14 protein-coding genes are annotated in these 14,447 nt (G+C 58.9%); 9 read left to right on the forward strand and 5 right to left on the reverse strand.

Annotation, left to right across the window (positions count from 1 at the left end):
- Positions 1-6 precede the first annotated feature (6 nt).
- Positions 7-807, forward strand: coding sequence for a hypothetical protein (locus QP995_RS02895; protein ID WP_224433510.1), 801 nt, complete (start codon positions 7-9; stop codon positions 805-807).
- Here QP995_RS02895 and QP995_RS02900 read toward each other — a convergent pair.
- Positions 804-998, reverse strand: a complete 195-nt coding sequence (locus QP995_RS02900) for a DUF4236 domain-containing protein (RefSeq protein ID WP_016421461.1) — start codon at positions 996-998, stop codon at positions 804-806. The two genes, QP995_RS02895 and QP995_RS02900, sit on opposite strands and share 4 nt — an antisense overlap.
- A 231-nt stretch (positions 999-1,229) precedes the next feature.
- On the opposite strand from QP995_RS02900, the gene QP995_RS02905 reads away from it, so the two are divergent.
- The 3 genes from QP995_RS02905 (at position 1,230) to QP995_RS02915 (ending at position 4,798) form a co-directional block, all read left to right on the forward strand.
- Positions 1,230-1,688: a hypothetical protein gene (locus QP995_RS02905; RefSeq protein WP_038626607.1), complete on the forward strand. Its 459-nt coding sequence runs from the start codon at positions 1,230-1,232 to the stop codon at positions 1,686-1,688.
- A 254-nt stretch (positions 1,689-1,942) separates the two neighbouring features.
- A complete protein-coding gene (locus QP995_RS02910; RefSeq protein ID WP_049194048.1) occupies positions 1,943-4,621 on the forward strand; it encodes an ATP-dependent Clp protease ATP-binding subunit in 2,679 nt (892 codons plus the stop codon).
- Positions 4,622-4,798, forward strand: coding sequence for a hypothetical protein (locus QP995_RS02915; RefSeq protein ID WP_162837151.1), 177 nt, complete (start codon positions 4,622-4,624; stop codon positions 4,796-4,798). It begins immediately after the preceding gene.
- Between the two features lie 60 nt (positions 4,799-4,858).
- Here the strand turns inward: QP995_RS02915 and QP995_RS02920 are convergent, their stop codons facing one another.
- Positions 4,859-6,046, reverse strand: a complete 1,188-nt coding sequence (locus QP995_RS02920; RefSeq protein WP_049171879.1) for a lipase family protein — start codon at positions 6,044-6,046, stop codon at positions 4,859-4,861.
- A gap of 137 nt (positions 6,047-6,183) precedes the next feature.
- Complete coding sequence (locus tag QP995_RS02925) at positions 6,184-7,116, reverse strand: HhH-GPD family protein (protein ID WP_049171876.1); 933 nt, start codon at positions 7,114-7,116, stop codon at positions 6,184-6,186.
- Between the two features lie 29 nt (positions 7,117-7,145).
- Between QP995_RS02925 and QP995_RS02930 the strand changes: the two genes are divergently transcribed.
- A complete protein-coding gene (locus tag QP995_RS02930) occupies positions 7,146-7,778 on the forward strand; it encodes a carbonic anhydrase (protein ID WP_042388218.1) in 633 nt (210 codons plus the stop codon).
- 4 nt (positions 7,779-7,782) lie between these two features.
- Positions 7,783-8,502: a hypothetical protein gene (locus tag QP995_RS02935; RefSeq protein ID WP_049171874.1), complete on the forward strand. Its 720-nt coding sequence runs from the start codon at positions 7,783-7,785 to the stop codon at positions 8,500-8,502.
- On the opposite strand, the gene radA is transcribed toward QP995_RS02935, so the two are convergent.
- Both radA and QP995_RS02945 read right to left on the reverse strand, forming a co-directional pair.
- A complete protein-coding gene (radA, locus tag QP995_RS02940; RefSeq protein WP_049171872.1) occupies positions 8,499-10,058 on the reverse strand; it encodes a DNA repair protein RadA in 1,560 nt (519 codons plus the stop codon). The two genes, QP995_RS02935 and radA, sit on opposite strands and share 4 nt — an antisense overlap.
- 288 nt (positions 10,059-10,346) lie before the next feature.
- Positions 10,347-11,033 carry a hypothetical protein gene (locus QP995_RS02945; protein WP_049171870.1) on the reverse strand — a complete coding sequence of 229 codons (687 nt, stop codon included), beginning with the start codon at positions 11,031-11,033 and terminating at the stop codon, positions 10,347-10,349.
- Between the two features lie 154 nt (positions 11,034-11,187).
- Between QP995_RS02945 and QP995_RS02950 the strand changes: the two genes are divergently transcribed.
- From QP995_RS02950 to rlmB, 3 genes are all read left to right on the forward strand, one after another.
- The gene (locus QP995_RS02950; RefSeq protein WP_005510159.1) at positions 11,188-11,763 is read left to right on the forward strand and encodes a CarD family transcriptional regulator; all 576 of its coding nucleotides are present in this window, start codon (positions 11,188-11,190) and stop codon (positions 11,761-11,763) included.
- Between the two features lie 141 nt (positions 11,764-11,904).
- Positions 11,905-13,308 carry a cysteine--tRNA ligase gene (gene cysS, locus QP995_RS02955; protein WP_049171927.1) on the forward strand — a complete coding sequence of 468 codons (1,404 nt, stop codon included), beginning with the start codon at positions 11,905-11,907 and terminating at the stop codon, positions 13,306-13,308.
- A 57-nt stretch (positions 13,309-13,365) separates the two neighbouring features.
- Positions 13,366-14,310: a 23S rRNA (guanosine(2251)-2'-O)-methyltransferase RlmB gene (gene rlmB, locus QP995_RS02960; protein ID WP_284852887.1), complete on the forward strand. Its 945-nt coding sequence runs from the start codon at positions 13,366-13,368 to the stop codon at positions 14,308-14,310.
- The last annotated feature ends 137 nt before the right edge of the window (positions 14,311-14,447 follow it).

The following is a 14,447-nucleotide window of genomic DNA, read 5'->3' on the forward strand; positions in this document are numbered from 1 at the left end:
TCATGAATGCCAGTCACTTCAGCCGTCGTTGGGCGATTCCCCCAGGAGCGTTGGGTAGGGTTCCTGATTCGCGGTTGGTGGCTGGTGGTGCGAGAGAAAGGCCTGGTCAACGTGACATCGCTCCCAACACTTGTGGTTGATAATTTGTGTGGGGATGCGATTGTTGCCAATCCGAGTGAGGGATTGACCATCGGGCGTGACGCCGACCTCAAAGTGGGCGAAGATAACCGCTACATGCACCGCATAGCAATGTATGTGTATGCGGAATCCGGAATGTGGTTTCTGCTCAATAACTGCGAGCACGTGACTGCAATGGTGCACATTCCGGAGGTGTCGCGGTCATTCCGGCTGGCTCCGCAACAGCGTTTTGATTTGAGCTACCCGGAGTATTTCATCCGCTTTTCCGTCAAGGATGACCAGTACGAAATTCAGATTAAACAGGATATTGAGCACGCCGATGCGAAGGTCGTGCTGCCAACTGACGGGACTGAAACCATCTCGGTTGGGGAGCTGCCGGAGCGCCAGCGTGCTCTGATCGCTGCATATGCGGAGGATTATCTGCGCGGCCGAATCGACACCATTATGGTTTCATGCACCGATGCCGAGGCCGGCCGAAAGCTGGGAGGCAAGACCGCAAAGGCAGTCGAGCATTACCGCACCGCACTTTTTGAATCCGCTTTGAGCAAGGGGCTGGTCTCAAGCAAGGAGTGGCAACGGGTTAATCAAAAGAGCCGTCTGCAGCTGGTAGTTGTCGCTGCAATCGAAGCACGATTGGTCACTGCAGACGACTTGAAACTGCTCGCTTAACGACGGTACTTGCGATAAGTCAATCCTTTAATTGGCGTGTTCACAGTAGTGGTTCGGCCGCCACGGGCATTCTTCGTCCACCGAACGGGCCCCATGCGATAGGAATATCCGAGGCCAGAACGCGATAGCGTAACCCGGGAGTTGCGGGTGGGGCGGAAGGTCTTTCGGAAGCTGAATAGTTTGAAAGCCATTGATATAAATCCATTCTCGGTGCGTCACAGACTGCCATGCGCTCTGACCGTGCTGCTTTGGACAGCATCGCTCTCTGACTGCATTGTGCCGGTGACATAAGCGGATAAATCGTGGTGCGTTTGATGGCACCACTGTCCAGATTTGGGCAGTCCAGCATGGTTTAGCTAGGGGAGAACTCCCCGGGGAGAACTCCCGTTTCTTTTGTGTCCGAGAGTTTTTAATCTGAGATCATGTTCACCAAGAAGATTTCCGCTGTAGCCGCCGCAATCACTGCCGCCACTGCGCTTGCTGTTGTCAATCCGTCCGTCGCCGATGCAGCTACGAACTACCCCAAGATCAACCGTGACTATGTCAGCTATTCCACAGACGGAGAAACCGTAGTCTGTGGTGGGTCGGTAAATCAGGACATGTTCCGCTGCCAGACCACAGCTAAGTGGGGTAACAAGAAGAACGCCCACAATCTGGTCACCTTTGATCTCGAGGATGCATCTGGAAGTTGGGAAGCCGGAATGAGCGGTGGAAATTGGGATGCCTCGCGCCCGCCATTCCGACTGAAGGAAGGGAAGAAGTACAGCTTCCACGGGATCGTGGTCCTGAATAAGAATGGCACCCTGTACTTCAGTTCTCCGTACCACGAGGTGCGCGGTGAAGTGACTCCGTATGAGTGGGAGATTATGGAGACTGACTGATATCCCGTGCAAATACTCCTTCTTGTCTGGCGTTTGGCTTAACGCGCAGGAGTAATTCATTCCAACATTCGTTTCCTCCCGGTGGCATTGCCGCCGGGAGCTTTTGCTGCCGTACGAGCAGTGATACCTCTCTCGACCAGGCTGTTCGCTACTGGCGTACGGCTATAGGGATTAATCTGTGTCGCGTCGCGTTTAAGCTAGGTGAAACAACCTTTATTGAATTACGGCAAAAATAGACACTTGAAAGGGCAGTGATGTTCGAGAGGTTTACGGACCGAGCACGTCGCGTTGTCGTCCTGGCACAGGATGAGGCACGCGAGCTCAATCACAATTACATCGGCACGGAGCACATCCTGCTCGGCCTGATTAGTGAAGGCGACGGTGTAGCTGCCAAGGCGCTGGAGTCCATGGGTATTTCCCTGGATGCTGTGCGCTCTGAGGTAGTCGACATTATTGGTCGTGGCTCCCAGCCGCCGAGCGGTCACGTGCCGTTTACCCCGCGTGCAAAGAAGGTGCTGGAGTACTCTCTGCGCGAGGCTCTGCAGCTGGGTCACAAGTACATCGGTACTGAGCACCTGCTGCTCGGCCTGATTCGTGAGGGCGAAGGTGTTGCTGCTCAGGTCCTGGTTAAGCTCGGCGCTGACCTGCCGCGCGTACGTCAGCAGGTTATTCAGCTGCTCAGCGGTTTCCAGGGCGATGAGTCCGATGGTTCTCCGGAGCAGCGTCCGGTCGGTGCTACTTCCGGCGCTCGTGTGCAGGAGGGTAACCACCAGTCGGGTTCGCTGGTGCTTGATCAGTTCGGTCGTAACCTGACCGTTGCTGCACGTGAGGGCAAGCTGGATCCGGTTATTGGCCGCGAGAAAGAAATCGAGCGCATTATGCAGGTTCTTTCTCGTCGCACCAAGAACAACCCTGTGCTGATTGGTGAGCCTGGTGTTGGTAAGACCGCCGTCGTGGAGGGGCTTGCACTGGACATTGTCAACGGTCGTGTGCCGGAGACGCTGAAGGATAAGCAGCTTTACTCTCTCGACCTGGGCTCGCTGGTTGCGGGTTCCCGTTACCGCGGTGACTTCGAGGAGCGTCTGAAGAAGGTGCTCAAGGAGATTAACCAGCGCGGTGACATCATCCTGTTTATTGACGAGATTCACACGCTGGTTGGTGCCGGTGCCGCCGAGGGCGCAATTGATGCAGCCTCGATTCTGAAGCCGAAGCTGGCTCGCGGTGAGCTGCAGACCATCGGTGCTACCACTTTGGATGAGTACCGTAAGCACATTGAGAAGGACGCCGCTCTTGAGCGTCGTTTCCAGCCGGTGAACGTGCCGGAGCCGAGTGTGGATCTCACTATCGAGATTCTGCGCGGTGTCCGCGATAAGTACGAGGCTCACCACCGCGTATCCATCTCGGACAAGGCTCTGGTTGCCGCAGCTACGCTCTCCGACCGCTACATCAACGACCGCTTCCTGCCGGATAAGGCCGTTGACCTGATCGATGAGGCCGGTGCTCGCATGCGCATCAAGCGCATGACTGCCCCGGCTGACCTGCAGGAGATTGACTCCAAGATCGCCGATGTGCGCCGCCAGAAGGAAGCCGCCATCGACGAGCAGGACTTTGAGAAGGCAGCTGGTCTGCGCGACAAGGAGCGCAAGCTGGGCGAAGAGCGCCGCGAGCGCGAGAAGAAGTGGCGTGCGGGCGAGTCCGACACCATCGCTGAGATTGGTGAGGAGCAGATTGCGGAGGTCCTGGCTTCCTGGACTGGCATTCCGGTGTTCAAGCTCACCGAGGAAGAGTCCTCGCGTCTGCTGCGCATGGAGGATGAGCTGCACAAGCGCATTATCGGTCAGGAAGAGGCCGTCAGTGCTGTCTCCCGCGCTATTCGTCGTACCCGCGCTGGTCTGAAGGACCCGAAGCGTCCGTCCGGTTCGTTTATCTTCGCCGGCCCGTCTGGTGTTGGTAAGACCGAGCTGTCGAAGGCCCTGGCCGAGTTCCTCTTTGGTGAGGAAGACGCACTCATTCAGATTGATATGGGTGAGTTCCACGACCGCTTCACCGCTTCGCGCCTCTTCGGTGCTCCTCCCGGATATGTCGGCTACGAAGAGGGCGGCCAGCTCACCGAGAAGGTGCGCCGCAAGCCGTTCTCCGTCGTGCTTTTCGACGAGATTGAGAAGGCCCACAAGGAGATTTACAACACCTTGCTGCAGGTCCTGGAAGACGGTCGTCTGACTGACTCGCAGGGTCGAGTGGTGGACTTCAAGAACACGGTTCTGATCTTCACCTCGAACCTGGGTACCAGCGACATTTCCAAGGCTGTTGGTATGGGCTTCTCGGGGGTCGGCGAGGCCGATGAAGATGGCAAGTACGAGCGGATGAAGGACAAGGTCCACGACGAGCTGAAGAAGCACTTCCGTCCGGAGTTCCTGAACCGTATCGACGAGATTGTGGTCTTCAAGCAGCTGAGCCAGGCTGAGATTGTCCAGATGGTCGACCTTATGCTGGCCCGCGTCAGCGACCAGCTCGACGAGAAGCGCATCACCATGGAGATTTCCGACCGCGCCAAGAACCTGCTGGCCAAGCGTGGCTTTGATCCAGTGCTCGGTGCCCGTCCGCTGCGTCGCACGATCCAGCGCGAGATTGAGGATCAGCTCTCCGAGAAGATTCTCTACGGTGAGGTCGGTCTCGGCGAGACCGTCTTCATCGATGTCGAAGGCTGGGATGGCGAGTCCAAGGACGTCGACAAGGCGAAGTTCACCTTCACCAACAAGGGCAAGGCCGGGAACGTTGATGCCGACGGCGGTGCTCTGGGGGAGTCTGAGGAAGACAAGGACGTTCTCGGCAGCGCTGATGGCACCCTGAGTGTTGAAGCCGACGACATCGAAGGTGCTGCCGACCAGGCCGCTGCCGAGGTCGAATCCGATAACTCCGAGGGAGAGAACTAAATGGGGCTCCAATTTCGCAAGAAGCAGAACCTGGACAAGGACACGTGGCTGAACTACTCGGGTTCGGGAGTCTCTGGTTCTAAGCGTATCGGTCCGGTGACCATTAACAGCCGCGGCGGTTACACCGTCCGACTGGGCAAGGGCCTGACCTTCCGCGGTCGTTGGAAGAAGAAGTAGTTAGTGGCTGATGGCTGTCGGTGAGCATTTCACCGTCAGTACAGCTAGTGCGCTAGCACACTAGTACCCCATTTTCTGATTCACCCACGCAAGCATCTCGTCGTGGGTGAGCACGTAGGCAAGGCCGTGCGTCCCATCACCGAGGTCAGTGTCGACCTCCACGTAGGTGATGTCGGCGCCGGCCTTTTGCCATTTCTGCACAAGTTTGCGTGCCGACGTCACGGGTAACACATCATCCAACGCGTTATGGGTAACGAATACGGGCATACTGGGAGTCTTTGTCCCCAGAGCTTGTTCTTCCACGTGGCGCCGAACGACGGGGGAGAGCTCCGGCGAGCGCAGATTCTCCGCTATCCCCAAGTCGTTGGCCGTAAATGCCTTGGTGTCATTGCGAGGCCAACGTTCGACAGTGGCGCCAATGCATTCATCGGCCGTGAGCTTCAGGAAATCCTGCCCCAGCGGGCTCAGCATGCGCTCGATTGGTTCTTTTGCCTCTGGGTACTCTGCAATCAAGCCGTTCATGAAGTAACCGACGAGCCCCGCCAGCGCCGAGCCGCGAATATGCAGTGCAGTGTCGGTGAGATCGGCCGGAATAGCCCCGGCGTAAACAGCGCGGATGTTCAGCTCCGAGGCATACTCATCGGCGAGCTCGGCCGCTGCAGCGGTGGCGCCTCCGCCCTGTGAGTAGCCGAACAGCGCAATGGGAGTGTCTGTAGGCAGTTGTAAAGTTTCAATAGCCGCTCGCGCCATATCGAGCGTGTTATTCCCGGCAACCTCACGGTTGAGATACGGATGTACCCCAGGCGTGCCGAGCCCCTGGTAATCCACGATGGCAACATTCCATCCCTGTGCCAGCAACTGAGGTGCCGGAGGCGTCGGAGGCGCTTCGTAGCGCAGGGCAACCGAACTGGCACAGTTATCAGCCATACCGAGAGTTCCAGGTGCAATTACTGCCAGTGGGCGCGGGGATTTCTCCGACCAGCGGGTATAGGGCTGCAAAATCGTGCCGGACACGGCTGTCTGGCGGTGGTCGCGTGCGCCTGTGGAGGAAAACACGACCCGCTGTGCGCGTGCGGGCGCATTGACCGGAAATGGCGTCTTCGTAATTACCTGACCTGGAGGCAATCGCTTCACCGTAGAAGAGTCAGAATCCGAGGAACCGAAGCCAGTTGCTCCTAGACCATCCACCGCCGAGCAACCACCGAGCGTTCCCACGCTAGAGCTCAGAAGAGCAACTCCAAGTACCATGCTCAGCGCGATTCTGCGTTTACTAGCCCCAAAGAGACAGCGCTGGCGCTGAGGTCGATGGGGCGTGGCATTCATGTTCCCAATTCTAGGCAACGCACTTGTTCGAATCTGGTCTTTACCGGAGCATTGTCTGGGTTCTAACGGGGCAACTGGAAGCGGCCATCGGAGGTTTGCTCCGCAAGTCCGTCGTCAAGCAGGGAAAACAATGCGCGGGAACGCTGATGCGTATCATCCCAGACCGCATCCAGAGCGGTCTGTTCGACGGGGGAGTCGGCGGCGCGGAGCACGTCGAGAAGCAAGCCCCGGACTTGACGGTCGGTGCCTTCGAACTTCTGCACGCGCCGTTTCGCAGCGGCGATTTCGTGGTCTTCGGGTTCGGGGCGACCGGCGGCAATCCAGGCGCAACTGGTGGCGATGGGGCAGGCCTCGCACTCGGGTGTCGTTCGACAGACAGTAGCGCCGAGTTCCATGAGTGCGACAGAGGTCTCGGCCGCAGTCGTGGGGTCGAGTGGTAGGAACTCTTTGACGAGCGTCATGTCTGTGCGTTTGGCGATGCCGGGTAGGTACGTGCCCTGGCGGTGTCGCCGGAGTACGCGGCGCACGTTGATGTCCACCACCGGCGTGCGCGCGCCAAAAGCAAACGCCGCTACTGCCCGAGCTGTGTAGTCTCCTACCCCCGGAAGGGCTAACAGTGTGTTCACGTCGCTTGGTACTTCGCCGTCGTGCTTTTCGACGATCTTTTCTGCGCATTCACGCAGCCGGAGTGCACGTCGGGGGTAGCCGAGTTTTCCCCACATACGTAGGACTTCATCCTTGGGCGCGACTGCCAAATCGGCTGGGGTGGGCCATTTTTCCAGCCAGGCGCGCCAGGAGGGGATGACGCGGGCGACGGGAGTCTGTTGACTCATCACTTCGCTGACGAGCACAGCCCATGGTGAAGTGCCTTCTTCGCGCCAGGGAAGTGGCCGCATGTTGGTGCGATACCAATCACGTAAGGCGGCATCGACGTGTTCGTCGAAGTCGTCGGATTGGTTAATTGCAGAGGTCAATCTACCTTCTCGCTTTCCCATAAACAGCAGAGTCGTTGCACAATATAGCTATGAGCAATTCTGAGAGGACTCCTGAGAGTGTATGGCAATCGATGGTGCGCGGAAACCTCCGCTTCTGCGAGAGCAAGACTGCGCATCCTCGCCAGGACTTGGTTCGTCGTAAGCAGCTGACGCAGGGGCAGAAGCCGAAGGCCGTTGTGCTGGCTTGCTCGGATTCCCGCGCTCCGGTGGAGATTATTTTCGATCAGGGCTTGGGCGATGTATTTGTGATCCGTACTGCCGGTGAGATTACTGACCTGTCGGTGCTGGCTTCGCTGGAATTCGCAGTTGATGGTCTTGGAGTTCCGCTGGTGATTGTTCTCGGTCACGAGTCCTGCGGCGCTGTGGCTGCGGCGAAGAATGCACTGGATGGTGGCGAACTGCCGGGTGGTTTCCAGCGTGTGCTGATTGAGAAAGTCACCCCGTCGCTGCTGGCGGCTCGCAAGGATGGCGAGACTGAGATCGACGAATTTGAGCGTCGCCACGTGCGCGAGATTGTTAATCACATTATTGATCGCTCTCCGGAGATTTCGTCGCGCTTGGTGACCGGCGAGGTAGGCGTTGTCGGTATGCGGTACCGCTTGGAGGACGGACGCGCTGAGACCGTCGTTACCCATGGAGTCAGCGAGAACCCGCTAACCTAAATGTGTGACCAATAAGCTGCCTCCAGAAATCTACCGGCGTCGGCGTATCGCCGCGGCGGTGTTGCTCGTTATCATCCTCGTTCTCCTGGGCTGGGGTATTTCCGCACTGGTAAACCGGGACAGCGAGGATTCTGAACCGGTGAATGTCACCAGGGATGACGGGAAAGAGGTGACTCCTCCGGAACAGCCCAAGGAACCTTACGCGCTTAAGTCTGACAAGGACTCGGAGAACGACAAGTCTGACAAGTCTGACAAGGACGCCAAGAAGGGCGACAAGGAAGGCGAAGACTCCGCGAAGGATAACGCTCAGGCGGCGCTTGCGAGCAAAAAGGACTGTACCCTTGCAGATCTGCAGGTGACGGCCACCTCGGATCAGCCGAACTACGGCGATGAGCAGCCGACTCTGGCGATTACCGTCCACAATCCCACCGGCGGTGAATGCCGCGTGAACCTCGATGAGCAGCAGTTGCGCTTCGAGGTGTACGACCTGGCAACGTATGAGCGAGTCTGGTCGGATGTGGACTGCAATGACTCCGAAGGCCACGGTGAACTGGTATTGGCACCGGGCGAGGAAGTCAACTATGCCGCCACCTGGTCGCGTCTGACCTCGGCGCCGAACAAGTGCTCCGAAGAAGACCGGGTCCCAGTTCCCTCCGGGTCGTACATCTTCTACGGCGTGATTGGTGACAACAACTCTGACGCCTACACGTTCAACATGCGCTAGCGCTTAGCTCCTAACCCAAGCTCAATGGCCTCGGCAACGGTGCCTGCTTCCAGCAGTTGCATCCCTGCCGGGCCTTTTGCGCCTCTGGGCACAATTGCCGTGTCGAAGCCCATTCGATGAGCTTCCTTAAGCCGCCACTCCAAATCGGTCACTCGCCGCACTTCGCCGGCCAACCCCAGTTCGCCGAGTGCAATGGTTTTGTCCTGGAAGGTCCGCTTAGTCATGGATGAGGCCAGTGCCAGCGCAATCGCCAGGTCCGCGGCAGGCTCCGACAGCGTCATTCCGCCGACGGTGGACACGTACATCTCCATGCGGGCTAATTGCTTGAAGTTACCGTGTTCAGTCAGCACGGCCGCGACCATCGGCACGCGCCTCGGGTCGAGACCAGAGACATTGCGTCGTGGATTATGTGCCTCAGTGTTGATTACCAGGCCCTGCACCTCCGCCAGCAGCGGTCTGCGGCCATCCATGGCCACGGTAATTGCAGTTCCCGAGGTCGGCGTTCGGTGATGCAAAAACAGCCCCGAGGGATCCTCAACTTCCGCAATACCGCCCGCGGTCTGCTCGAAGCAGCCCACCTCATCGGTGCTGCCGAAGCGGTTTTTCAGACCCCGCAAGAAGCGTAGCCCCGAGTGTCTATCGCCTTCGAAGTTGAGCACCACATCAACCAGGTGCTCCATCGTGCGCGGGCCGGCCACATTGCCGTCCTTGGTCACGTGCCCTACTAAGAAAATCGCAGTCCCGGTCTCCTTTGCCAACGCCGCCAGGGCAGAGGTTACGGCGCGGGCCTGAGCAACGCCACCGCGAGCACCTTCGACGTCGGCACGCATCGTCTGCACGGAGTCCACAATGAGCAGACCGGGGGAGAGCTCTAGCGTCAGATCGATGACGTCCTCGATATTCGACACCGCCGACAGGTACAGCGAGTCCGACAGCGCGCCAGTGCGTTCGGCACGCAGCCGCACCTGACCGACCGACTCCTCACCTGTGACGTAAAGTGTCGGCCCCAAATCGCCTTCCGCGCAGCGATAGGCCACTTCCAGCAGCAACGTCGACTTACCAACCCCCGGCTCGCCGGCCAAGAGCACCAACGAACCCGGCACAATACCCGAACCGAGCACCCGATCCAGCTCACCGATGCCCGTGCGCACCGCGTGCGCAGCCTTGGCGGAAATCCCGGTAATGGCCGTCAGCTCAGAAGAAGAAGTGGGGATTCGATCTGTTGCGGATGTCTCGGCGAGGAAACGTTCCTCCGCCTCGTCGTCAAGCGCGCGCTGTGCTAAACGCTGGCTCTCAGCCGCGACGGAAGTGGAAGATGCTTTACGACGACCGCCCCGCGTGCCGGGCTCCGTTGCGGCAGCACTCCGGCGACGTTGCTTGGCTGCCCGGGCGGCGATTTTGTCCTCAAGGGTGGAGCCGGACTTCCCGCTGCTGGAGCGGATAGTGACCTTCTCCAGCGTGCCCCACTCTTTGCAGTTGGGACATTGGCCGACCCATTTTGACACCTGCCAACCGCATGCCGAGCATTCGTAGGCTTCGTCTTTGGTCTTGGCCACGGTGCAACCACCTTTGCTTCAAACGAGGGGGCGACAGACCCGACAACGTTTGGTGCGGGATGTGCGGGAAATGTCGCTAAAAATTGCCCCAGATACGCGAGAACGGGCCAGGGCAGAGTCAATGACATGTGTCAAGGACTGACTGTACCGCCGTGGCCCGTATCAAGCGACCAATCGCCCATGCCCGCTCGATGAAGCTCCTCGCGTTATTTGCGGGACAGGACTGCGCTGTACCAGCGCTGATAGTGCGCTGCGCACGAACAGCGCAGGGAACGCGCTGTACTGCGCTTACTTGGTTTCAATCATGCCGTCAGCACCGCGGTTCGGTGCGCCAGCTTCCAGAATGTCAGCGGAGACGGTGATGTCCAGGTCGTAGGTGTTGGTGTTGCCCTGCGGGTCAGTGAACTCGAAGGTGGCCTCGCGGTTCTGGCCAGCAGCGCTGCTCTTGTCGCCAACCAGGGTGGCCGGGTCCAGCTCATTGGTGTAGTACGCGATGCAGCCGGTGTTGTCCTTAGCGGTCTTAGCCAGCGGATCGATGACGGACTTCGGGCCGGCAACAATCTGGCACTCGCGCGGCAAGGAGTTCTCGCCCTTGGCAGCCTTAGCGAAGGAAGGAGTCTCAGCGACCTTCTTCAGCTCAACCTCGCCGATACCTTCAACGGTGACGGACTTCAGCGTGTAGACCGACTCGGTAGCGCGCTGCTGGTTGCTGGCGGAGAACTTCAGACCAGCGGTACCAGCCTCCGGGTCAACCAGGATGTGAGCGTCGCGGATGTTGACGAAGCCAAGAGCCGAGTTGGTGTTCTCAGCACCCTTGCCGGCAGCATCTTCGCCGCCGTTCATCGCACCGTCGACAGCCGGGTGCTGATTTGCGGTCTGCGAAATCTGACCGGCGCCACAGGCAGCAAGTGCAACTGCAGATGCTGCGGAGACGGTGATGAGAGCGCTGCGGCGAAGTACGGACTTGAAGGCCATGACTAGATTTCCTCCAGTAGCTTGAGGATGGGCGATAGGATTTTCAGTATTTAAAGAACACCTTAGTGTCTTCCTAAGATGTTCTCATACTACCCGTAAAATCATGGGGGGACATGATAGGGTGGAAGGCCGTTGGAAAGGGCGTGTGCATTACATGGAATTCAGCATTGGCGATACCGTAGTTTATCCGCACCACGGAGCTGCGAAAATCGAAAACATCATTGAACGAGAGCTTAACGGTGAGACCGTTCAGTACCTTGTACTGCAGATTCTGCAGAGTGATCTGAATATCCAGGTGCCCGCCAAGAATGCCGAGCTGGTCGGTGTCCGCGATGTTGTTGGTGAAGAGGGACTGCTGAAGGTCTTCTCCGTGCTACGTGAGACCGACGTGGAAGAGGCCGGCAACTGGTCTCGTCGCTACAAGGCCAACCAGGAGCGCCTGGGTTCGGGCGACATTAACAAGGTCGCTGAGGTGGTTCGTGACCTGTGGCGCCGCGATCAGGACCGCGGTCTGTCCGCCGGCGAAAAGCGTATGTTGAGCAAGGCTCGCCAGGTTCTCGTCGGTGAGCTCGCGCTTGCCGACGGCGTTGATGAGGCCAAGGTCGAGGAAGTTTTTGCCCGCGTCGATGCCACTATCGAGCGTCACCGCGCGCTGGCACAGGAAGGTGCCGCTGGTGAGAAGAAGGATGAAGCCGACGATAAGCCGGTGGACCTGGACGCAGACGCATAAGTCGAGCCCCCTTATCGGTTTTCCACCCAGTAGGGATTTTCTGCACTTTTCCGGATAACGGCTAGCGCACACACATTGCCCGTGTGCGCTAGCCGTTTTCTCTTTTTCACCCGTATCTATTTCCCCGCTATGCTCGGGGCTGTGACATTTCAAATCTTCGATACCGCAACCCGCCAACTGAAGGATTTTGAGCCTCTCCGCGAGGGGCATGCCTCCATTTACCTGTGCGGTGCGACTCCGCAGGCTCAGCCGCACATTGGCCATGTTCGCTCTGGCGTGGCCTTTGATATCTTGCGCCGTTGGCTGATCGCCAAGGGGTATGACGTCGCGTTTGTGCGTAACGTCACCGATATCGATGACAAGATCTTGAATAAGGCCGCCGAGCACGGCCGCCCTTGGTGGGAGTGGGTCTCCCGCTTTGAGCGCGAATTTACCTGGGCCTACAACCAGCTCGGTGTTCTTCCGCCGAGCGTTGAGCCGCGTGCCACCGGACATGTCACTCAGATGGTGGAGTACATGCAGCGTCTGATGGATAACGGCTTCGCCTACGCCGTCGACGGCAGCGTCTATTTCGACGTGGATGCCTGGTCCAAGGCTGAAGGCAGCGACTACGGCAGCCTGTCCGGCAACCGCGTCGACGAGATGGAGCAGGGCGAGACCAATACTCCGGGCAAGCGCGGTGCGCACGATTTCGCACTGTGGAAGGCGGCTAAGCCGGGCGAGCCCTCGTGGCCGACGCCGTGGGGCAATGGCCGGCCGGGCTGGCACCTGGAGTGCTCCGCCATGGCCACCTACTACTTGGGCTCGGAGTTTGACATCCACTGTGGCGGCCTCGACCTGCAGTTCCCGCATCATGAAAACGAGATTGCGCAGTCGCACGCAGCCGGCGACGGCTTTGCTCGCTACTGGATGCACAATCACTGGGTCACCATGTCCGGTGAAAAGATGTCGAAGTCGCTCGGCAACGTTTTGTCTGTGCCGCACATTTTGACCATGGTTCGTCCGGTTGAGCTGCGTTACTACCTCGGCAGTGCGCACTACCGCTCCGTGCTGGAGTACTCCGAGGAGGCTCTGCAGGAAGCGGCAGCGGGCTACCGTCGTATCGAGGCGTTTATGCACCGTGCCGTCGATAAGCTCGGCGATATCGAAATCGGTGAGTGGACGCCGGCGTTCGAAGCAGCGCTCGACGACGACCTCGCTGTCCCGCGCGCGCTCGCAGAAATCCACAACGCTGTTCGTGGAGGCAATCAGGCGCTTGCCGACGGCGACGAGACCAAGGCCAAGGAGATTGCCGGTGCTGTCCGCGCTATGGCCGCAGTCCTTGGATTCGATCCGCTGAATGAGCAGTGGGCAACCTCCGATTCCGGTTCTGATGCAGCAATGCATGCGCTCGGTGTGCTGGTTGAGCACCAGTTGGAGGAACGCACCCGGGCTCGTGCAGAGAAGGACTGGGCTACGGCTGATGCTGTGCGCGACCGCCTGAAGGAAGCGGGTATCGAGGTAACTGATACCGCGGATGGTCCAGCATGGTCTGTCGCTGACTAGGGCTGAAAAGCTGGCTTTAGGCTAAAGAAAACTATTAACAACAGGAAGCAGGTAGCTATGGCAGGCAACGGTCGTCGTGGTGCAGTGCGCAAGGCAAGCAAGAAGAACGTTGGCGGCTCCGGTGGCCAAAAGCGTGGCTTGCGTGGCAAGGGGCCGACCCCGAAAGCAGAGGACCGCGTTTATCACGCAGCTCATAAGCGGGCGAAAGAGAAGCGCCGCCGTGACTCGGGGCGTCATGAGCGCAAGGGGGATGGCACCGAGCTGGTAGTTGGCCGTAACCCGGTCGTGGAGTGCCTGCATGCAAAGGTGCCAGCGGTCGCGCTGATTGTGGCGCTGGGTACCGACAATGACGAGCGCCTGCAGGAGTCAGTGCGTATTGCTAACTCCCGTGGTATCCCGATTCGCGAGGTACCCCGCCACGAGTTGGACACCATGACCGGCAACACCATGCACCAGGGTATCGGCCTGCAGATTCCGCCGTACAAGTACGCATCTGTCGAAGATCTGATTGATTCTGTGGCCCAGACCGGTGAGCCGGGCCTTATCGTCTGCCTGGATAACATCACTGATCCGCGTAACCTGGGTGCGGTCATTCGCTCGGTGGCGGCCTTTGGTGGTCACGGTGTGGTGATTCCGGAGCGTCGCTCGGCTGCCATTACGGGCGTCGCCTGGCGTACCTCTGCTGGTACTGCTGCGCGTCTGCCGGTTGCGCGGGCGACCAACATGGTGCGCTCGCTCAAGCAGTTCCAGAAGGCTGGTTACCAGGTCGTTGGACTGGATGCCGGTGGCGATCACACTCTGGACACTTACGACGGCACCACCCCGGTGGTTATGGTCGTCGGCTCCGAGGGCAAGGGACTTTCGCGCCTGGTGCGCGATACCTGTGACACCATCATGTCCATTCCGATGACCGGTTGGGTTGAGTCGCTCAACGCTTCCGTTGCTGCCGGCGTGACTCTGAGTGAGTTTGCCCGCCAGCGCCGGGCAAAGAGTAGCCAGTAGCGCATTTGATACCCCCGTAGGCACCATTACCAATTCGTCATAGTAATGGCGTTTACGTGGGGTATTTTGCGTTCTAAATGGCGGCCGGTACTTATGGCTACCCCCAGTAGTTCAGCGCTTTAAAGATAATTCTATTT

Source organism: Corynebacterium sp. MSK032 (assembly GCF_030232065.1).
GTDB lineage: Bacteria > Actinomycetota > Actinomycetes > Mycobacteriales > Mycobacteriaceae > Corynebacterium > Corynebacterium jeikeium_D.

What these genes read in the sequence shown, in the direction of transcription:
- QP995_RS02950 (WP_005510159.1), top strand. Translation starts at nt 11,188, where the DNA reads ATGGAATTCAGCATTGGCGATACCGTAGTTTATCCGCACCACGGAGCT.
- QP995_RS02945 (WP_049171870.1), bottom strand. Translation starts at nt 11,033, where the DNA reads ATGGCCTTCAAGTCCGTACTTCGCCGCAGCGCTCTCATCACCGTCTCC.
- QP995_RS02930 (WP_042388218.1), top strand. Translation starts at nt 7,146, where the DNA reads ATGAGCAATTCTGAGAGGACTCCTGAGAGTGTATGGCAATCGATGGTG.
- rlmB (WP_284852887.1), top strand. Translation starts at nt 13,366, where the DNA reads ATGGCAGGCAACGGTCGTCGTGGTGCAGTGCGCAAGGCAAGCAAGAAG.
- QP995_RS02915 (WP_162837151.1), top strand. Translation starts at nt 4,622, where the DNA reads ATGGGGCTCCAATTTCGCAAGAAGCAGAACCTGGACAAGGACACGTGG.
- QP995_RS02925 (WP_049171876.1), bottom strand. Translation starts at nt 7,116, where the DNA reads ATGGGAAAGCGAGAAGGTAGATTGACCTCTGCAATTAACCAATCCGAC.
- QP995_RS02905 (WP_038626607.1), top strand. Translation starts at nt 1,230, where the DNA reads ATGTTCACCAAGAAGATTTCCGCTGTAGCCGCCGCAATCACTGCCGCC.
- QP995_RS02920 (WP_049171879.1), bottom strand. Translation starts at nt 6,046, where the DNA reads ATGGTACTTGGAGTTGCTCTTCTGAGCTCTAGCGTGGGAACGCTCGGT.
- QP995_RS02910 (WP_049194048.1), top strand. Translation starts at nt 1,943, where the DNA reads ATGTTCGAGAGGTTTACGGACCGAGCACGTCGCGTTGTCGTCCTGGCA.
- QP995_RS02895 (WP_224433510.1), top strand. Translation starts at nt 7, where the DNA reads ATGCCAGTCACTTCAGCCGTCGTTGGGCGATTCCCCCAGGAGCGTTGG.
- QP995_RS02900 (WP_016421461.1), bottom strand. Translation starts at nt 998, where the DNA reads ATGGCTTTCAAACTATTCAGCTTCCGAAAGACCTTCCGCCCCACCCGC.